The organism is Stenotrophomonas sp. AN71 (assembly GCF_050435725.1).
Lineage (GTDB): Bacteria > Pseudomonadota > Gammaproteobacteria > Xanthomonadales > Xanthomonadaceae > Stenotrophomonas.
Genome location: NZ_JBNDKU010000008.1, coordinates 133,094 through 150,533 on the forward strand (window position 1 = coordinate 133,094; position 17,440 = coordinate 150,533).

Below are 17,440 nucleotides of genomic sequence, written 5' to 3' on the forward strand. Positions count from 1 at the left end.
CCGTCCGTGGCACGCGACCGTTCACCCCGGCGACCGGCCGCTGCTCCGGAATCGCAACCGGGAGGCCCGGGCAGGTTGCACGCTGTTCCCATCCCGGCACCACCCACCTGATGAAGGAGCAGACGATGAAGATCTTCCTGGCACTCTGGTACGCGATGAAGGCCCTGGCCCGGCTGGCGATGATCGGCATGGCGATGGCCGTGCTGGGCTCCGGTTCGGCGCATGCCGCCACTGACGCGGCGGCCGGCAAGGTGCAGGTCGAGGTGGTCGGCAAGGGCCGACCGCTACTGATGATTCCCGGCCTCAACAGCAGCGCCGAGGTGTGGCGCGAGACCTGCCTGGCGCTGAAGGACGTGCAGTGCCATCTGGTACAGCTGCCGGGCTTTGCCGGCGCCGCGCCTGCCGATCCGCGCCCGGCCGGGTTCCTGCCGGCGATGCGCGGGCAGCTGCTGGCCTATCTGCATGACCAGCGGCTGGGCCCGGTGGTGGTGGTCGGCCACAGCCTCGGCGGCCTGCTGGGCCTGCAGATGGCGCAGGCCGAGCCGAAGGCGGTCAGCGCGCTGGTGGTGGTCGACGCACTGCCGTTCCTGCCGGCGGCGCGCGATCCGAATGCCACGGCGGACAGCGTGCGGCCGATGGCCGATCAGCTGCGCAAGGGCATGCTCGCCGCCGACGCCGCGCAGTGGCAGGCGCAGCTGAAGGCGGGTCTGCCCGGCATGACCCGCGACCCGCAGCGGCAGGCCGAGCTGGGCGGCTGGGGCGAAGCCAGCGACCGCCAGACCACCGCCGACGCCATGCATGCGGTGATGACCACTGACCTGCGCGACAGCATCGCTTCGATCACTTCGCCGACGCTGGTGCTGGGCAGCTGGGCCGGCTACCAGCCGATGGGCGGCACCGAGGAAAGCACCCGCGCCGTGTTCCAGAGCCAGTACGCGAAACTGCACGACGTGCAGATCGCGATGAGTGCCCATGGGTTCCACTTCCTGATGTGGGATGATCCGAGCTGGTTGCGCGGGCAGGTGCAGGCCTTCCTCGACCGTCATCCCTGAGCCTCGACACGCCTCGGAATGGATATGCCGGATTCCTCCTCGACGGTACGCTTCTGGCTGCTCAATGCACTGGTGTGGGCGCTTTACGGCGCCGCCGGCCTGGGATTGCGGCATGCCTACCTCGCCGATGCCGGAAGCGCCGGTGTTCTGATCACGCTGGGCCTGGCGCTGGCCTTGTTCGGATGCAGCGGCGGCATCCGGGCACTGGCGCTGCGCGGTGACTGGTGGGCGCGCGGTACTGCCGGGCTGCTGTTGCGCTTGGCACTGTCGGTGGCACTGGGTGCGGCGCTGGCGCAGGCCCTGGTGAACGCGGCACTGTACACCGCGCTGGCCTGGGGATGGGTGGGCATCGGCCGTCAGGTTGCCGACTTCAGCCCCAAGGCCCTGCTGCTCTACTGGTACTCCACGGCAGTGATGCTCGCGCTGTGGACCGCACTCTGGGCCAGTCTGCACAGCCTGCGGCGGATCCGTGGCGCGGAGCTGGCGCGCCTGCGCGCCGAGGCCGAACGCAGCGCGCTGGAACGCGATGCACTGCGCGCACGGCTCAATCCGCACTTCATGTTCAATGCGCTGAATAACTTGCGCGCGCTGATCCTGGAAGACCCCGAACGCGCCCGCGACATGGTCACGCGCTTGTCGCGCACGCTGCGCCAGGCGTTGGCACACAACCGCAGTGAGCAGGTCACCTTGGCCGAGGAACTGGCGGTGGTGGACGACTATCTGGCCATCGAGGCCATCCACTTCGAGCAGCGCCTGCAGGTATGCCAGCGCATCGATGCCGATGCCCTGCAGGTGCAGTTGCCGGCGATGGCGCTGCAGCTGCTGGTGGAGAATGCGATCAAGCACGGCATCGCCAGTCGCGCCGGTGGTGGTGAGGTGCAGATCCGGGCCACGCTGGACAACGCTGTATTGCGCCTGCAGGTGGACAACCCGCTGGGCAGCGCCAGCGAACCTGTCGACGGGCATGGCGTTGGCCTGGCCTATCTGCGTGCGCAGCTCGGCACGCGCGGACGATTCACCCTGCGGCCGGTCGGCGACCGCATGCAGGCCCTGCTGGAGATTCCGCAATGATTGGCGTACTGCGTGTATTGATCGTGGATGACGCGCGGCTGGCGCGGCAGGAGCTGCGCACGCTGTTGTCGGCACTGCCGTGGGTGCAGTGTGTCGGTGAGGCCGACGACGTGCCAGCCGCCCGCGCGGCCATCGCCACGCTGGCGCCGGATCTGGTGCTGCTGGATGTGCAGATGCCCTCGGGCAGTGGATTCGACGTGCTGGACGGCCTGGAGACAGTGCCGGCGGTGGTGTTCGTCACCGCCTACGACGCCTATGCCGTGCGCGCGTTCCAGGCCAATGCGCTGGACTACCTGGTGAAGCCGGTGGAAGCGCCGCGCCTGCTGGAGGCGCTGGAGCGGGCGCGCCCGCATGCGGCCGCGCAGGCCGTTACCGTGGAGCCGCGCAGCACGCTGGCGCCGCAGGACCAGGTGTTCGTGCGCGAGGGCGAACGCTGCTGGTTCGTGGCGGTCTCCGAGATCCGCCGGCTGGTGGTTGATGGCAACTACACACGGCTGTGGTTCCGCGACCAGAACGCGTTGCTGACCCGCAGCTTGAGCGCGCTGGAAGCACGCCTGCCGCAGGATCTGTTCTTCCGTGCCAACCGCAACACCCTGGTCAACCTGCGTCGTATCCGTGGGGTGACACCCAGCATCGGCGATGGCTACGACCTTGCGCTGGACGATGGCAGCGAGGTCGAGGTGTCGCGCCGGCGGGCACGTGAGCTGCGCGAGCGGATGGCGTTGTAGGGGCTGCCAGCGGTTACCCTGTGCAGCGGATTCCCAGATTGCGCCGCGCCATGTCCATCGTCCTCACCGATTTCGCCCGCCCCCGCCTGTTCCCGCGCGTGCCGCGCGGCAACACCATCCAGGACTGCACTGCCGAGCAGTTCGAGGCGCACCTCAACGCGCATGCCCCGCTGAAGGTGCTCGATGGCTACGCGCCGTTCTGCAAGCTGTTTGTCTACGAGAACTGGACCAGCACCCGGTGCCTGACAGTGCCGGTCACCGAGGCCAACCGCCACCAGCTGCGCAGTGGCTACGAGGCACGCAACCGCGAAGAGCTGCCGGTGCTGGTGCGTTGGTTCGAAGGTGTGGAATCACCGCGTGCGAACTATCTGGTGGTGATCCTGTACAGCGCCGGGCAGCTGGCGAAGGAAGGCTCGCCGATCGAAGCCGACTGGGGCATCGTCGGCTGCATCTACACCGCCGAACCGGAAGAAGTGCCGATGGCACCGATCACGATGATGCGCAATGCGCTGGGGGTGGAGGAGGGCGGTTCCGGCGTGCCGCTGGACCGCGAGGCCTACCGGCGCTCGGTGGCGTTCTGGGAAAACAACGCCAACTGGCGGCCGTAGCCGGCCCGGGTCGGACTCCCGCATCGCGGGGCTCTGACCCGATCATCCGACCCCATGCGCCGGGTATGATCGGGCCAGGTAACCCCACGGAGGGCGAGGCATGGCTGTGTGGACAAGGATGATCCCGGTGTTGCTGGCAGGCATGTTGCCCGCCGCCACCGTGTTGGCGGCGAAGCCGGTCGCAGAAATGGCCTGCTCGCCATTGGCGGTCGTACCCGGACTGCGCGATGCGAGCGTGACTGCATTGTCGATGCAGCCCCGGGACGGTGGCTGCGTGGTCGAGGTGTCGGCGAGAGACGGCAAGGGGCTGCTTCGGCAGCGGCAGATGCTGGAGGTGCTGGCGCAGCATGCCTGCGCAGCGCCTGCGGAGGTGACTGTGGACGAGGCGCGGGTATCGCTGCAGCTGCGGCTGCCGAAGCGATGCGCGGCACGCAGCAGCCGGGATATGTTCGCGGGCGAGACGGTTCCCTGGCTGCCGCCACGCGGCGTGTCGCCGCGCTACCCGTTGAAGGCCATGCAGTTGGGGCTCTCTGGCCGCAGCCTGCTGACGGGTTTGGTCGATGCGCAGGGCGGCGTTGCGGCCGTGATCGTGAAGGTCTCCAGCGGCCATGTGTTGCTGGACGAGGCTGCCGTGGAGGAGCTGCGTGGCTGGCGCTTCACCCGGGCCGATGCGACGGGCGCGGTGCCGGCGTTGAGCCTTGTGCGGGTGCCGATGCGGTATGAGTACGTGGAGTAACGGCCATCCACGCATGGCGTGGATCTACTGGTCCGCAGTAGAGCCACGCCATGCGTGGTTGCATACCCTTCAGGCGGCTTTCCACTCCCACCAGGGGTAATGGTACTCGCGGTCGATGGCCTGCCAATGCTGGCCGCACTGCGTGCAGGCAACGATATGGCAGTCGCCCCAACCGTCCTCGGCTTCCTGCAACGAGAGCAGCTGCATCTGCCCTTGTTCGATCAGATGACGGGGATTGAAGAACGGGTAACTTGCATTGAGCGCACACAGGCAGCCCTTGCGTGCCTCCCAATAGCGCAGTCGCTGCAGCGCCGCTTTCAGGTGTGCCTGGTTGCTGATCAATATGCCGCCGAGTTCGACGCCTGTGCAGCGCTGCTCGATCAGATCGGCATGCGGTGCCAGTGCCTCCAGCGATGCGGTGCTGAACACCCGTGCGAGCGTGCGTGCGGCACCGGTGACGTGGTTTCCGTCGCGCGCGAGCAGATCCTGCAGCAGCACATCGGCCTGTGCGTCCTCGAGCCGCGGCGAAGGCGCCGTGGACCAAGGCCAGCGCATCAGCGCGCCTTGCCGATGACGGCGTAGTGGCCGGCGGTCAGCCGCAGCAGATCGGCCGGTGCCAGCTCCACTTCCAGTCCGCGCCGTCCCGCGCTGACATGCAGCGCGGGCAGGGGCTCGGCGCTGGCATCGAGGAAGGTACGCAGGCGCTTCTTCTGTCCGAGCGGACTGATGCCGCCGATCAGGTAGCCGGTGGCGCGTTGTGCCACATCTGCGGCGGCCATCTCGCACTTCTTGCAGTTCGCCGCTTCGGCCAATGCCTTCAGGTCGAGCTGGCCGGCCACGGGCACGATCGCTACCAGCAGTTCGTGTGTCTCGGTGCTGGCCAGCAGGGTCTTGAACACCTGGGCCGGATCCAGGCCGAGTTTGTCGACGGCCTCGCCGCCATAGGATTCGGCGTGGGCATCGTGCACGTAGCTGCGCACGGTGTGGGCGATCTTCTCGCGCTTGAGCAGGTTGATGGCCGGGGTCATGGGTGCATCGTAGCGCGGCGCGGAAGCCTTGCCTTGACCGAGGCTATTGCGGCAGGAGCATCCACGCATGGCGTGGATCTACCGGGGAGCGGTGCCGGCGATATCCACGCATGGCATGAAACTACCCAGGGGCGGATGATCAGTAGATCCACGCCATGCGTGGATACGCAATGCCGGACACATCAACGCAGAACGGGCGCCCGAAGGCGCCCGTTCTGTCTGCTTCCGTCGCTGGGGCGATGCTGGGGTCAGAGCCCTTTCCTTTGGAAAGGGATCCGAGCCCGGACAGGCCGCCGGGGGCGATCAGTAGCGGTAGTGGTCCGGCTTGAACGGGCCTTCCACCGGCACGCCGATGTAATCGGCCTGTTCCTGGCTCAGGGTGGTCAGCTTCACGCCGATCTTTTCCAGGTGTAGGCGAGCCACTTCTTCGTCCAGCTTCTTCGGCAGCAGATAGACCTTCTTCTCGTAGCTGTCCTTGTTCGCCCACAGGTCGATCTGGGCCAGGGTCTGGTTGGCGAACGAGTTGGACATGACGAAGCTCGGGTGGCCGGTGGCGCAGCCCAGGTTCACCAGGCGGCCTTCGGCCAGCAGGAAGATCGCGTTGCCGTTCGGGAAGATGTACTTGTCCACCTGCGGCTTGATGTTGACGTGCTTCACGCCCGGGAACGCCACCAGCGCATCGACCTGGATCTCGTTGTCGAAGTGGCCGATGTTGCAGACGATGGCCTGGTCCTTCATCGCGCTCAGGTGCTCGATGCGGATGATGTCCTTGTTGCCGGTGGTGGTGACATACAGGTCGGCACGGCCCAGGGTCGATTCGATGGTGTTGACTTCATAGCCTTCCATCGCTGCCTGCAGGGCGCAGATCGGGTCGATCTCGGTCACCACCACGCGCGCACCATAGGCACGCAGCGAAGCGGCGCAGCCCTTGCCGACGTCGCCGTAGCCGCAGACCACGGCCACCTTGCCGGCCAGCATCACGTCCATCGCGCGCTTCAGGCCATCGGCCAGCGACTCGCGGCAGCCGTACAGGTTGTCGAACTTGCTCTTGGTGACCGAGTCGTTGACGTTGATCGCCGGGATCAGCAAGGTGCCGGCCTGGGCCAGCTGGTACAGGCGGTGCACGCCGGTGGTGGTCTCTTCGGAGACGCCCTTCCAGTCCTTGACTACGCGGCCCCAGTAACCCGGGCGCTCCTTGGCCACGCGCTTGAGCAGGTTCTTGATGACCTGTTCTTCGTGCGAACCGGAAGCGGTGTTGACCCAGTCACTGCCGTTTTCCAGCTCGTAGCCCTTGTGGATCAGCAGGGTCACGTCACCGCCGTCGTCGACCACCAGTTCCGGGCCGGTCAGGGTGCCGTCGGCCAGGGTGAAGGTCAGCGCGTCCAGGGTGCAGTCCCAGTACTCTTCCAGGGTCTCGCCCTTCCAGGCGAACACCGGGGTGCCGGTGGCGGCGATGGCGGCGGCCGCGTGGTCCTGGGTCGAGAAGATGTTGCACGAGGCCCAGCGCACGTCAGCGCCGATGTCCTTCAGGGTCTCGATCAGCACGGCGGTCTGGATGGTCATGTGCAGCGAACCGGTCACGCGCACGCCCTTCAGCGGCAGCTCGGCCTGGTACTTGCGGCGGATCGACATCAGGCCCGGCATTTCATGCTCGGCGATGTCCAGTTCCTTGCGGCCCCAGTCGGCCAGCGTGATATCGCGGATCTTGTAATCACCTTCGGTGGAGAAGGTCTTGGCAACAGCGTTCATTCGTGTGCTCCGGTTGTAGACGAGCGGGTGCTCGCATCTGGCCGGGCGCCGTTGTTGCATAGCCACCTTACCGAGCCTGGCCGGGCCTCATGGGATCCGGTCGCAGCGCCCCTCGGCAGGGGAGAACCCCCATTATATCGCGGCCTTGTCATGACATCCCGATGACCCAACCATCGGCAGGTGGGGCGGCGCGCACGGCCTGTTAAGGTCAATGTTTTCACGCATCACACAGGTTGAACGATGAGCATGCACGCGCGCCGCACACGGCGATGGACCGGTCTGATCCTGTCGATGGGCCTGCTGGCGGTGGCCCCGCTGGCGTTCGCGGCCACCCCGCAGCCAGCCCCGGCGCAGGCGCAGGGCGTCAACGGCTATGAACTGCCTTCGGCCGCGCTGCAGGCGGTGGTCGATGCCCCGCGCGCGCCGTCGCTGTACCTGTCGCCGCGCCGCGATGTGGCCGCGCTGATGCAGATGCCGTCGCTGCCGTCGATCCAGGTGGTGGCGCAGCGGGAACTGAAGCTGGCGGGCCTGCGCATCAATCCGCGCACCTTCTCCGACAGCCGCTTCAGCTTCGGCGAGAAGCTGTGGCTGATGAACGTGGCCGATGGCAGGGAGCGGCAGGTCAGCGGCCTGCCGGCCACCTTGTCGATCGCCAGCCTGATGTGGTCGCCGGACCAGAAGTGGCTGGCCTTCAACCAGGTCGACGCCGCCAGCGGCGCCAACGAACTATGGCTGGTGGACGTGGCCGCCGGCAGCGCCCGCCGCCTGGTTGCGGGTCTGAACACGGTGATCGGCAGCGGCTACCAGTGGCTGCCCGACAGCCGTGGGCTGGTGGTGTTCACCCGCCCGGCCAATCTCGGTGCGGCGCCGGCCGCCGACGGCATCCCGACCGGCCCGGCCGTGCAGCAGACCAGCCAGGGCGGCGGCGTGGTGTCGATCCGCACCTACCAGGACCTGCTGAAGAACGAGGCCGATGCACGCCAGTTCGACTATTACGCGACCACCCAGCCGGTGGAAGTGGGCCTGGATGGCAGCACCCGTGCGATCGGCGCGGCCGGTATCTTCATGGGCTTCTCGGTCTCGCCGGATGGACGCTTCGTGCTGCGTCAGCCGGTGCAGCGCCCGTATTCCTACGTGGTGCCGGTGAGCAGCTTCCCGCGCCGCATCGAAGTGATCGAGCGTGCCAGCGGCAAACTGGTGCATACCGTGGCCGTGCGCCCGCTGGTGGAGGGCCTGCCGACCGGCAATGACGCCGAGGTGACCGGCGTGCGCGACATCAGCTGGCGCGGCGATGCAGAGGCCACCCTGGTCTGGGCCGAGGCGCAGGATGGCGGTGACCCGAACAGGGACGCCAAGGTGCGCGATGCCGTGTTCATGCAGGCGGCGCCGTTCGACACGCCGCCGGTGACCCTGGCCCAGCTTGGCAGCCGCTTCGCGGGCATCAGCTGGGGCCGCGGCGACCTGGCGCTGCTGAGCGAGTCGTGGTGGAAGTCGCGCAACACCAAGACCTGGCTGATCGCCCCGGACAGCGCCGGTACCGATCCGCGGCTGCTGTGGGACCGCAATGCGCAGGACCGCTATGCCGATCCGGGCCGCCCGCTGCAGGCCAGCGACGGGCGCGGCCGCTCGCTGCTGCAGACCAGCGCCGATGGCGGCAGCCTGTACCTGGCCGGTGCCGGCGCTTCGCCGGAAGGCGACCGTCCGTTCGTGGACCGCTTCGACATCGCCACCGGCAAGGCCACCCGCCTGTTCCACTCGCAGGCACCGAGTTATGCCGCACCGGTGGCGCTGCTGGACGCGCAGGGCAGTTCGTTGCTGCTGAGCCGTGAGAGCCCTGACGAGCCGGCCAACTTCTACGTGCAGTCGCTGGCCGACGCCAGCGCCGCCCCGCGCGCGCTGACCCACTTTGCCCATCCGCTGCCGCAGTTGAAGGGCGTGCAGAAGGAGCAGATCCGCTACAAGCGCAAGGACGGCGTCGACCTGACCGCGACCCTGCTGCTGCCGCCCGGCTACGACCCCAAGCGTGATGGTCCGCGCCCGCTGCTGATGTGGGCCTATCCGGGTGAGTTCAAGAGCGCGGCGGCTGCCAGCCAGGTGACTGATTCGCCGTACCGTTTCAATGCGGTCAGCTATTGGGGACCGCAGGCGTTCCTGGCCAAGGGCTACGTGGTGCTGGCCAGCCCGTCGATGCCGATCATCGGCGAGGGCGACAAGGAACCCAACGACACCTACATCGAGCAGCTGGTGGCCAATGCGCAGGCGGCGGTGGATGAAGTGGTGCGCCGTGGCGTGACCGATCGCGATCACATCGCCATCGGTGGCCATTCCTACGGTGCGTTCATGACCGCCAACCTGCTGGCGCACACCCGCCTGTTCAAGGCCGGCATCGCACGCAGCGGCGCCTACAACCGCACGCTCACCCCGTTCGGTTTCCAGGCCGAGGAGCGCAACTACTGGCAGGCGCAGGACGTGTACCAGAAGATGGCACCGTTCAACTACGCGGACAGGATCAAGGATCCGATCCTCTTCATCCATGGCGTGGACGACAACAACTCCGGCACGTTCCCGATCCAGAGCGAGCGCATGTTCGCCGCGGTGAAGGGCCTGGGTGGCACCGCGCGGCTGGTGATGCTGCCGAACGAATCGCATGCCTACCGCGCACGCGAATCGATCATGACCATGCTGGCCGAGAGCGAACGCTGGCTGGAGCAGACCATCGGCCCGGCTGACCAGGGCAAGGCGAAGAAGAAGCGCTGACCAGTCCTAGTAGTGCCGGCCCGCGGCCGGCACTACCAGATGAAACCATTTTTGCATCGCAGTACGACGCCCGATCTGGGATAGGCTTGGGGCCAGGATCCGTTGACCGAGGCCCGTGCGTCGCCGATGAACGAGTACCGCAGCAGCATCGAGTTCGCTTCTCCCGATCTTCCGCTTCGCGATGACGTGCGCCGGCTCGGCGCACTGGTCGGCGACCTGTTGGTGGAACAGGTCTCGGCCGCCTTCCTCGACGATGTCGAAGACGTGCGCACCCGCGCCATCGCCCGCCGCGAGAACCAGGCACCGCTGTCCGAGCTGGCCGATGGCCTGGCCGGACGCACGCCACAGCAGGCCGAGACCATGGTGCGGGCGTTCAGCACCTACTTCCAGGTGGTCAACATCGCCGAGCGCGTGCATCGCATCCGCCGCCGCCGCGACTACCAGCGCGCCGTTGCGGCCGCACCGCAACCCGATGGCCTGCAGGACGCCCTGCAGCACCTGAAGGCACAGGGCGTTGGCCTGGATGAACTGGCGCAGTGGCTGCCACGCATCGATATCGAGCCGGTGTTCACCGCGCACCCGACCGAAGCGGTGCGCCGCGCGCTGCTGGAGAAAGAGCAGCTGATGGTGGCCAGCCTGGTCGACAACCTCGACGGCCAGCGCACCCCCGGCGAAGCCGCCGCCGATGCCGCACGCTTCCGCATGGCGCTGACCGCCTCGTGGCAGACCACCGATTCCTCGCCGGTGCGGCCCACCGTCGATGACGAGCGCGAGCATGTGGGCTTCTACCTGGTGCAGGTGCTGTACCGGGTGATACCGGTGCTGTACGAGTCACTGCAGCAGGCGCTGCGCGATACCTATGGCGAAGAACTGCCGCTGCCGCGCCTGCTGCGTTTCGGTACCTGGGTGGGCGGTGACATGGATGGCAATCCGAACGTGGATGCCCATACCATCCGCAACACGCTGGATGCGCAGCGGCAAGCAGTACTCGCGCGCTACCAGAAGGAACTGCTGCAGCTGGCCAGCCTGCTCAGCCAATCCACCGAGCGGGTAGGCGTGAGTGATGCGCTGCAGGCACGCGTGTCGCAGTACCAGCAGCTGCTTCCCCAGGTACAGTCGCGGCCGCGGCATGCCGACATGCCGTATCGCCTGCTCAATGACCGCATGCGCGCACGCCTGCAGGCGGCGCTGGATGATGGCGAAGGTCCCTACGCCGGTCCCGATGAACTGATCGACGACCTGCAGCTGATCCTCGACAGCCTGCGTGCCAATCGTGGTGAACATGCCGGCGGCTTCGCCGTGCAGCGTCTGCTGTGGCGGGTGAAAACCTTCGGCTTCCATCTGGCGCGGCTGGACGTGCGCCAGGAATCGAGCGTGCATGCACGTGCGCTGGCGGCGGTGCTGGGCGGCGATGCTGCATGGGAAGGCCTGGATGCAATGGGTCGCGCAGGATTGCTGGCAGCCCATGCCAGCGGTGACGCACCCTTGCCGAAGGGCGACGACGACGGCAACCAGCGGTTGGATGCGGTGTTCGCTGCACTGGCCGATGCGCGCGCGCGCCATGGCGCCGATGCGCTCGGCAATTACATCATCTCGATGGCGCACGACCGCAGCGATGTGCTGGCGGTGCTGGCGTTGGCGCGGCGCGGTGGCCTGGTGGATGCAGACGGCGCGGTGCCGCTGGACATCGCACCGCTGTTCGAAACCGTGGATGACCTCAAGCGGGGTACCGCGACCCTGCGCGACCTGCTGGCCGACCCGGTGTACCGCAGCCACCTGCGCGCGCGCGATGACGTGCAGATGGTGATGCTGGGTTATTCGGACAGCAGCAAGGACGGCGGTATCGCCGCCTCGCGTTGGGGCCTGCAGCGCGCGCAGGTGGAACTGCTGGAGGTGGCGGCCGAATCCGGCATCCGATTGACCTTCTTCCATGGCCGTGGTGGTTCGATCAGCCGCGGCGGCGGCAAGACCACGCACGCCGTCGATGCGTCGCCGCGCGGCAGCATCGATGGCCGCCTGCGGGTGACCGAGCAGGGCGAGGTGATCCATCGCAAGTACGGCATCCGCGCGCTGGCGCTGCGTTCGCTGGAACAGGCGACCGGCGCGGTGCTGCGCGCCAGCCTGCGCCCGCGTGCGGCCGAGCCCCGCGAGGACGACTGGCGGCCGGTGATGGACGCGGTAGCGTCTGCCAGCAGCGAGGTGTATCGCGCCTTCGTTGGCCAGGCCGGTTTCATGGACTACTTCCGCACCGCCACGCCGATCGACGTGATCGAGCGGATGACGCTGGGCTCGCGGCCGTCGCGCCGGCTCGGCCAGGACGCGGCGCTGGGCAACCTGCGCGCGATCCCGTGGGTATTCGCCTGGAGCCAGGCGCGCGCAGTGATTCCTGGCTGGTACGGGGTGGGCAGTGGCCTGCAGGCGGCGGCCGATGCCGGGCACGAGCAGACCCTGCGCGATATGGCGCGTGACTGGCCGTTCTTCCGTACCTTCCTGGACGACATCGCGATGGTGCTGTCAAAGGGTGATATCACCATCGCCGAACAGTTCTCGCTGTTGTCCGGTGAGCTGCATGCGCGCTTCTTCCCGCAGGTGCAGCGCGAACTTGAACTGACCCGGCACTGGCTGCTGGTGTTGATGGACCAGCAGACGCTGCTGGAGCATGACGCCCGGCTGGCGTTGTCGATCCGCCTGCGCAATCCCTACGTTGACCCGATCAGCGTGCTGCAGGTGGATCTGCTGCAGCGTTGGCGGGCCAGCGGGCGCGAGGACGACGACCTGCTGCGTGCGCTGGTGGCGTGCGTGAATGGCGTTTCGCAGGGCGTGCAGAACACGGGGTGAAATGCATCCGCCGGGCATGGCCCGGCGCTACCTGCCTCGGTGGGTGCGGGGCTTGCCCCGCACGTTCTCATTCTTCCGGCGAAGGCGGGTTCGACGCCAGCAGCTCCAGATGCCGCTGTTCCATTTCCTGGCGCAGCTGTCGGCGGATCTGCGCGGCGGCCTGCCGGCGCTTCTCGTCGGAGGTGGCTGGTTGCAGCGGCGGCACCGGCGTCGGCCGGCCGTCCTCATCCACTGCCACCATCGTGAAGAAGCAGCTGTTGGCGTGGCGCACGCTGCGCTTGAGGATGTCCTCGGCCACCACCTTGATGCCGATCTCCATCGACGAGGTGCCGGTATGGTTCACGGAAGCCAGGAAGGTGACCAGCTCGCCCACCGCGATGGGCTGGCGGAACATCACCTGGTCCACCGACAGGGTGACCACGTAGCTGCCGGCGTAGCGGCTGGCGCAGGCGTAGGCAACCTGGTCGAGCAGGCGCAGTACGGCGCCACCGTGGACCTTGCCGGAGAAATTGGCCATCTCCGGCGACATCAGCACGGTCATGGTGAGCTGGTGGGTTTTCAGTTCGGTCGACATGGGGCGATTGTATCGGCAACCGGGTAGTGCCGGCCGCTGGCTGGCAACCGCGCACCCGTTCTCACAGGCCATGAAAAAGCCGGCCAGCGGCCGGCTCTACCGAAAGCAGAAGGGCCGCGTGAGCGGCCCTTCGTGTTTCTTACTTCAGCTTCGCATCGGCGCGCAGGGCGGCGGCGCGATCGGTCTTCTCCCAGGAGAAGGCCGTGGCGTTGACGGTCTCGCCTTCGCCGTTGAGGTAGCTGAACTCCTTCGGCTTGCGGCCGAAGTGGCCGTAGGCCGCAGTCTGCTGGTACATCGGGTGGATCAGGTCCAGCATCTTGATGATGCCGTACGGGCGCAGGTCGAAGTGCTTGCGGATCAGCTTCTCGATCTTGTCGTCGCTGATCTTGCCGGTGCCGAAGGTGGTGACCGAGATCGAGGTCGGCTCAGCCACGCCGATGGCGTAGGAGACCTGCACTTCGCAACGGTCGGCCAGGCCGGCGGCCACCACGTTCTTGGCGACGTAGCGGGCGGCGTAGGCGGCCGAACGGTCGACCTTGGACGGGTCCTTGCCGGAGAAGGCGCCACCACCGTGACGAGCCCAGCCGCCGTAGGTGTCGACGATGATCTTGCGGCCGGTCAGGCCGCAGTCGCCCACCGGGCCACCGATCTCGAACTTGCCGGTCGGGTTGATGTGGAACTTGGTGCCCTTGTGCAGCCACTTGGCCGGCAGCACCGGCTTGATGATCTCTTCGCGGACGGCCTCGATGAGGTCCTTCTGCTTGATGCCCGGGGCGTGCTGGGTCGACAGCACCACGGCGTCGATGGCCGAGACCACGCCGTTTTCATAGCGCAGGGTGACCTGGCTCTTGGCGTCCGGACGCAGCCACGACAGCGGCGAATTCTTCTTCTTGCGGATCTTGGCCTGCTGCTCGACCAGGCGGTGCGACAGGTGGATCGCGGCCGGCATGTAGCTGTCGGTCTCGTTGGTGGCGTAGCCGAACATCAGGCCCTGGTCGCCCGCGCCCATTTCTTCCGGCTTCTTGCGGTCCACGCCCTGGGCGATGTGCGGCGACTGCTTGCCGATCAGGTTCAGCACGCCACAGGTGGCGCCGTCGAAGCCGACTTCGGAGCTGTCATAGCCGATGTCCACGATGACCTTGCGGGTCAGCGCTTCCAGGTCGATCCAGGCGCTGGTGGTGATTTCACCGGCGACAATGGCAACGCCGGTCTTGACCATGGTCTCGCAGGCCACGCGGGCGCGCTGGTCCTGGGTCAGGATCGCGTCCAGCACCGCATCGGAGATCTGGTCGGCAACCTTGTCCGGATGGCCTTCGGAGACCGACTCGGAGGTGAAGAGATAGCTGGACATCAGGCGTAATATCCCTTGATTCGGATGGAAAGATGGGCGCGCATGATACACGGGGTGCGCCGCCTGTGCATTGTGAACCGGTACCGGTTGCCGGTGGTTAAGCCCATGTAGGCCTGCAGAGGCCGTTACAGTGGGATTGGGTCCCAGCCTCGAGGCCCAGTGTTCCACCAGCGTGACAACGGACGAGGCGCCTGCCGGCCCCGACCGTGCCTGCCACGTCGCCCGCCGCAGAGCCGCCCGGCCGTCATCGTTCTGCCCCGAAACCGCCATCTGGCTGCCGCCTCCCGGGCGCAGGCTGTCGGCCAACACGGCCGCCGGGCATGAGTGAACACGCCATGCAGGAACTCGAACAGCGTCTCCAGCAACGCTTCCCCGATTGGTTCCACGGCCGTCGTGGCCAGCTGGCGCGGCCATTGCTGCGCAGCGTCGGCCGCTGGTCGCGGCTGGACCAGATCGAGGCCTTCCTGCAGCGCAGTGCAGGCCTGCGCGGGTTCGGCTTCGTCGCCGCCGGCCTGGAGTTCATCGACGGCCAGTACCAGGTGGATCCGGCCGCGCTGGCGAAGATTCCAGCCACCGGCCGCCTGTTGATCGTCGCCAATCATCCATCCGGGGCACTGGATGCGCTGGCCCTGCTCGATGCGGTCGGCCGCATCCGCCGCGACGTGCGGATCGTGGCCAACGACCTGCTGGGGGCGATCGCGCCGTTGCAGGATCTGCTGCTGCCGGTGCGCATCCTCGGCGGCAAGGCGCAGCGCGGCAGCCTGCATGCGGTCGAGGAGGCGCTGGCCGCCGAGCAGTGCGTGATCGTATTCCCGGCCGGTGAGGTCTCGCGACTGTCGCTGCGCGGTATCCGCGATGGCCGCTGGCAACGGGGGTTCGTCCGCTTTGCCCGCGCGGCGGGCGCGCCGGTGCTGCCGGTGCGGGTGGAGGCGCGCAACTCGGCGCTGTTCTATGGCGCCTCGACCCTGTTCAAACCGGCCGGCACCGCGTTGCTGGCCCGTGAAATGTTCACCCGCCGTGGCCGCCCGCTGCGGCTGAGCATCGGTGAACCGATGCAGCTGGGCAAGGGCGGCGATCCGGGCGCGCAGCTGCTGGCCGTGCGCCGCGCGCTGTATGCGCTGGGTCGCAATGGCGCGGCCGTCGGGGCTGCACCTTACGAGGGCCCCGAGCCGTTGGCCGCACCGGTGCCGCCCTCGCAGGTTGCTGCCGGCATCGCCGTCGCCACCCAGCTGGGCCAGACCGCCGACGGCAAGCAGATCCTGCTGGCCACCTGCGCGGCCGACGCGCCGCTGCTGCTGGAACTGGGCCGGCTGCGCGAGTTGACCTTCCGCCAGGTGGGCGAGGGCACCGGTCGCAGCCGCGACCTGGACGACTACGACCCGCAGTACGAGCACATCGTGATCTGGGATGCGGCCGCACAGCGCATCGCCGGGGCCTACCGCATCATGCGCGGCGCCCAGGCGCTGGCCCGGCATGGCCTGTCCGGGCTCTACAGCGCGTCGTTGTTCCGCTATTCGGACGACGCCATCACCCATATCGCCGAGGGCCTGGAACTGGGGCGCAGCTTCGTGGTGCCCGATTACTGGGGCAGCCGCAGCCTGGATTACCTGTGGCAGGGCATCGGTGCGTACCTGCAATGCCGGCCGGGCATCCGCTACCTGTTCGGCGCGGTGTCGATCAGCGCCGCGCTGCCACGCGATGCACGCGAACAGCTGGTGGCCTACTACCAGCGCTATTACAGCGGCACGGCGGGGCTGGCCGAATCGAACCGGCCGTTCCAGTACTTCGCCGCGCCGCCGTGTTTCGGCGAGCTGGATGCGGGGGCCGCGTTCGACGTGCTGAAGGCCAACCTCGCCGCGCTCGGTACCGGCGTGCCGACGCTGTACCGTCAGTACACCGACCTGTGCGAACCCGGCGGCGCACGCTTCCTCGCCTTCGGTGTCGACCCGGACTTCAGTGATTCGATCGACGGTCTGATCGAAGTGGACCTGTGCGCGATCCGCCCGAACAAGCGCAAACGCTACCTGCGCGACGCGGGGACGCCGGCATGAGCACGCTGGCGAACCTGTCGCCACACCGGCGCGCAGTGTTCGTCTCCGATGTGCATCTGGGGGCGCGTCATTGCCACGCCACCGAGCTGGCCCGGTTCCTCTCGCAGCTGCGCTGTGAACGGCTGTACCTGGTCGGCGACATCATCGACCTGTGGTGGATGGCGCATCGCCGCGCCAACTGGCGGCAGTCGCACAGCGAAGTCATCCAGGCGTTGCATGCGCTGCGCCGTGCAGGGACTGAGATCATCTACATTCCCGGCAACCACGATGCCTCGCTGCGCCAGGTCTGCGGATTGATGCTGCCGGCGATGCAGGTGCGCCGCCGTGCCATCCACGTGACCGCCGATGGCCGCCGGCTGCTGGTCGCGCACGGCGATGACTACGACGGCGTGACCCACTTCGGCGGCCTGCAGGAACGGTTCGGCGACTGGCTGTACTACCGCATCCTCACCGGCAACCAGGCGTTGAACGCGGTACGGCGCCGGCTTGGCATGCGTTACTGGTCGCTGTCGGAGTTCCTGAAGAAGCGCAGCGGTGCCGCCGAGCGCTACATCGAGCGGTTCGTGCAGGCTGGCCTGGACGACGTGCGCCGGCGTGGCCTGGACGGCATCGTCTGTGGGCACATCCATCGCGCCGCGCTGGTCGAACGCGACGGCCTGGTCTACGCCAACGACGGCGACTGGGTGGAGAGCCTGACCGCACTGGTCGAGGACCACGATGGCGCGCTGCGGCTGCTGGACCACAACGGGCAGACTCTGGTGGAGCTGCCGGGCGCGCGCTTGTCACAGGCGGCGTAACCCGCCTGCGTGGCGTCGGGCTTGCGCGACCGCCGTGCGCGAACGGGTCTGAGTGAGCAGCAGTCGAGCAAGCTCGACTCTACAGAGACGGCACGCGCGC

14 protein-coding genes and 1 riboswitch are annotated in these 17,440 nt (G+C 67.6%); of the genes, 9 read left to right on the top strand and 5 right to left on the bottom strand.

What is annotated here, in order from left to right:
* Window positions 1-125 precede the first annotated feature (125 nt).
* The 5 genes from ABH900_RS13935 (at window position 126) to ABH900_RS13955 (ending at window position 4,195) form a co-directional block, all read left to right on the top strand.
* A complete protein-coding gene (locus ABH900_RS13935; protein WP_429623561.1) occupies window positions 126-1,052 on the top strand; it encodes an alpha/beta fold hydrolase in 927 nt (308 codons plus the stop codon).
* A gap of 24 nt (window positions 1,053-1,076) precedes the next feature.
* Window positions 1,077-2,123 carry a sensor histidine kinase gene (locus ABH900_RS13940; protein ID WP_429623562.1) on the top strand — a complete coding sequence of 349 codons (1,047 nt, stop codon included), beginning with the start codon at window positions 1,077-1,079 and terminating at the stop codon, window positions 2,121-2,123.
* Window positions 2,120-2,851, top strand: coding sequence for a LytR/AlgR family response regulator transcription factor (locus ABH900_RS13945; protein ID WP_429623563.1), 732 nt, complete (start codon window positions 2,120-2,122; stop codon window positions 2,849-2,851). The genes ABH900_RS13940 and ABH900_RS13945 overlap by 4 nt, the downstream gene beginning before the upstream one ends.
* A gap of 50 nt (window positions 2,852-2,901) precedes the next feature.
* Window positions 2,902-3,459, top strand: coding sequence for a DUF3228 family protein (locus ABH900_RS13950; protein ID WP_180865281.1), 558 nt, complete (start codon window positions 2,902-2,904; stop codon window positions 3,457-3,459).
* A 100-nt stretch (window positions 3,460-3,559) separates the two neighbouring features.
* The gene (locus ABH900_RS13955; RefSeq protein WP_429623565.1) at window positions 3,560-4,195 is read left to right on the top strand and encodes an energy transducer TonB; all 636 of its coding nucleotides are present in this window, start codon (window positions 3,560-3,562) and stop codon (window positions 4,193-4,195) included.
* Between the two features lie 69 nt (window positions 4,196-4,264).
* Here ABH900_RS13955 and ABH900_RS13960 read toward each other — a convergent pair whose 3' ends face one another.
* From ABH900_RS13960 to ahcY, 3 genes are all read right to left on the bottom strand, one after another.
* Window positions 4,265-4,750 (bottom strand): hypothetical protein, encoded by a 486-nt coding sequence (locus tag ABH900_RS13960; protein ID WP_429623566.1) that lies wholly within the window; start codon window positions 4,748-4,750, stop codon window positions 4,265-4,267.
* A complete protein-coding gene (gene ybaK / locus ABH900_RS13965; protein ID WP_429623567.1) occupies window positions 4,750-5,223 on the bottom strand; it encodes a Cys-tRNA(Pro) deacylase in 474 nt (157 codons plus the stop codon). The genes ABH900_RS13960 and ybaK overlap by 1 nt, the downstream gene beginning before the upstream one ends.
* 303 nt (window positions 5,224-5,526) lie before the next feature.
* Window positions 5,527-6,972 (bottom strand): adenosylhomocysteinase, encoded by a 1,446-nt coding sequence (ahcY, locus tag ABH900_RS13970; protein WP_429623568.1) that lies wholly within the window; start codon window positions 6,970-6,972, stop codon window positions 5,527-5,529.
* Between the two features lie 36 nt (window positions 6,973-7,008).
* Window positions 7,009-7,092, bottom strand: a riboswitch (S-adenosyl-L-homocysteine riboswitch).
* 120 nt (window positions 7,093-7,212) lie between these two features.
* On the opposite strand from ahcY, the gene ABH900_RS13975 reads away from it, so the two are divergent.
* Both ABH900_RS13975 and ppc read left to right on the top strand, forming a co-directional pair.
* Window positions 7,213-9,729, top strand: a complete 2,517-nt coding sequence (locus ABH900_RS13975; protein WP_429623570.1) for a S9 family peptidase — start codon at window positions 7,213-7,215, stop codon at window positions 9,727-9,729.
* A 126-nt stretch (window positions 9,730-9,855) separates the two neighbouring features.
* Window positions 9,856-12,567, top strand: a complete 2,712-nt coding sequence (gene ppc / locus ABH900_RS13980) for a phosphoenolpyruvate carboxylase (protein WP_429623695.1) — start codon at window positions 9,856-9,858, stop codon at window positions 12,565-12,567.
* A gap of 67 nt (window positions 12,568-12,634) precedes the next feature.
* Here ppc and ABH900_RS13985 read toward each other — a convergent pair whose 3' ends face one another.
* Window positions 12,635-13,141, bottom strand: a complete 507-nt coding sequence (locus ABH900_RS13985) for an acyl-CoA thioesterase (RefSeq protein WP_429623572.1) — start codon at window positions 13,139-13,141, stop codon at window positions 12,635-12,637.
* A 139-nt stretch (window positions 13,142-13,280) separates the two neighbouring features.
* Window positions 13,281-14,492 (bottom strand): methionine adenosyltransferase, encoded by a 1,212-nt coding sequence (metK, locus tag ABH900_RS13990; RefSeq protein ID WP_353101740.1) that lies wholly within the window; start codon window positions 14,490-14,492, stop codon window positions 13,281-13,283.
* Window positions 14,493-14,827: 335 nt separating this feature from the next.
* Here metK and ABH900_RS13995 point away from each other — a divergent pair, with 335 nt between their 5' ends.
* Both ABH900_RS13995 and ABH900_RS14000 read left to right on the top strand, forming a co-directional pair.
* Entirely contained in the window at window positions 14,828-16,543 is a 1,716-nt protein-coding gene (locus tag ABH900_RS13995; RefSeq protein ID WP_429623696.1) for a lysophospholipid acyltransferase family protein, read from the top strand.
* The gene (locus ABH900_RS14000; RefSeq protein ID WP_429623575.1) at window positions 16,540-17,340 is read left to right on the top strand and encodes a UDP-2,3-diacylglucosamine diphosphatase; all 801 of its coding nucleotides are present in this window, start codon (window positions 16,540-16,542) and stop codon (window positions 17,338-17,340) included. The genes ABH900_RS13995 and ABH900_RS14000 overlap by 4 nt, the downstream gene beginning before the upstream one ends.
* The last annotated feature ends 100 nt before the right edge of the window (window positions 17,341-17,440 follow it).

What these genes read in the sequence shown, in the direction of transcription:
- ABH900_RS13935 (WP_429623561.1), top strand. Translation starts at nt 126, where the DNA reads ATGAAGATCTTCCTGGCACTCTGGTACGCGATGAAGGCCCTGGCCCGG.
- ABH900_RS13940 (WP_429623562.1), top strand. Translation starts at nt 1,077, where the DNA reads ATGCCGGATTCCTCCTCGACGGTACGCTTCTGGCTGCTCAATGCACTG.
- ABH900_RS13945 (WP_429623563.1), top strand. Translation starts at nt 2,120, where the DNA reads ATGATTGGCGTACTGCGTGTATTGATCGTGGATGACGCGCGGCTGGCG.
- ABH900_RS13950 (WP_180865281.1), top strand. Translation starts at nt 2,902, where the DNA reads ATGTCCATCGTCCTCACCGATTTCGCCCGCCCCCGCCTGTTCCCGCGC.
- ABH900_RS13955 (WP_429623565.1), top strand. Translation starts at nt 3,560, where the DNA reads ATGGCTGTGTGGACAAGGATGATCCCGGTGTTGCTGGCAGGCATGTTG.
- ABH900_RS13960 (WP_429623566.1), bottom strand. Translation starts at nt 4,750, where the DNA reads ATGCGCTGGCCTTGGTCCACGGCGCCTTCGCCGCGGCTCGAGGACGCA.
- ybaK (WP_429623567.1), bottom strand. Translation starts at nt 5,223, where the DNA reads ATGACCCCGGCCATCAACCTGCTCAAGCGCGAGAAGATCGCCCACACC.
- ahcY (WP_429623568.1), bottom strand. Translation starts at nt 6,972, where the DNA reads ATGAACGCTGTTGCCAAGACCTTCTCCACCGAAGGTGATTACAAGATC.
- ABH900_RS13975 (WP_429623570.1), top strand. Translation starts at nt 7,213, where the DNA reads ATGAGCATGCACGCGCGCCGCACACGGCGATGGACCGGTCTGATCCTG.
- ppc (WP_429623695.1), top strand. Translation starts at nt 9,856, where the DNA reads ATGAACGAGTACCGCAGCAGCATCGAGTTCGCTTCTCCCGATCTTCCG.
- ABH900_RS13985 (WP_429623572.1), bottom strand. Translation starts at nt 13,141, where the DNA reads ATGTCGACCGAACTGAAAACCCACCAGCTCACCATGACCGTGCTGATG.
- metK (WP_353101740.1), bottom strand. Translation starts at nt 14,492, where the DNA reads ATGTCCAGCTATCTCTTCACCTCCGAGTCGGTCTCCGAAGGCCATCCG.
- ABH900_RS13995 (WP_429623696.1), top strand. Translation starts at nt 14,828, where the DNA reads ATGCAGGAACTCGAACAGCGTCTCCAGCAACGCTTCCCCGATTGGTTC.
- ABH900_RS14000 (WP_429623575.1), top strand. Translation starts at nt 16,540, where the DNA reads ATGAGCACGCTGGCGAACCTGTCGCCACACCGGCGCGCAGTGTTCGTC.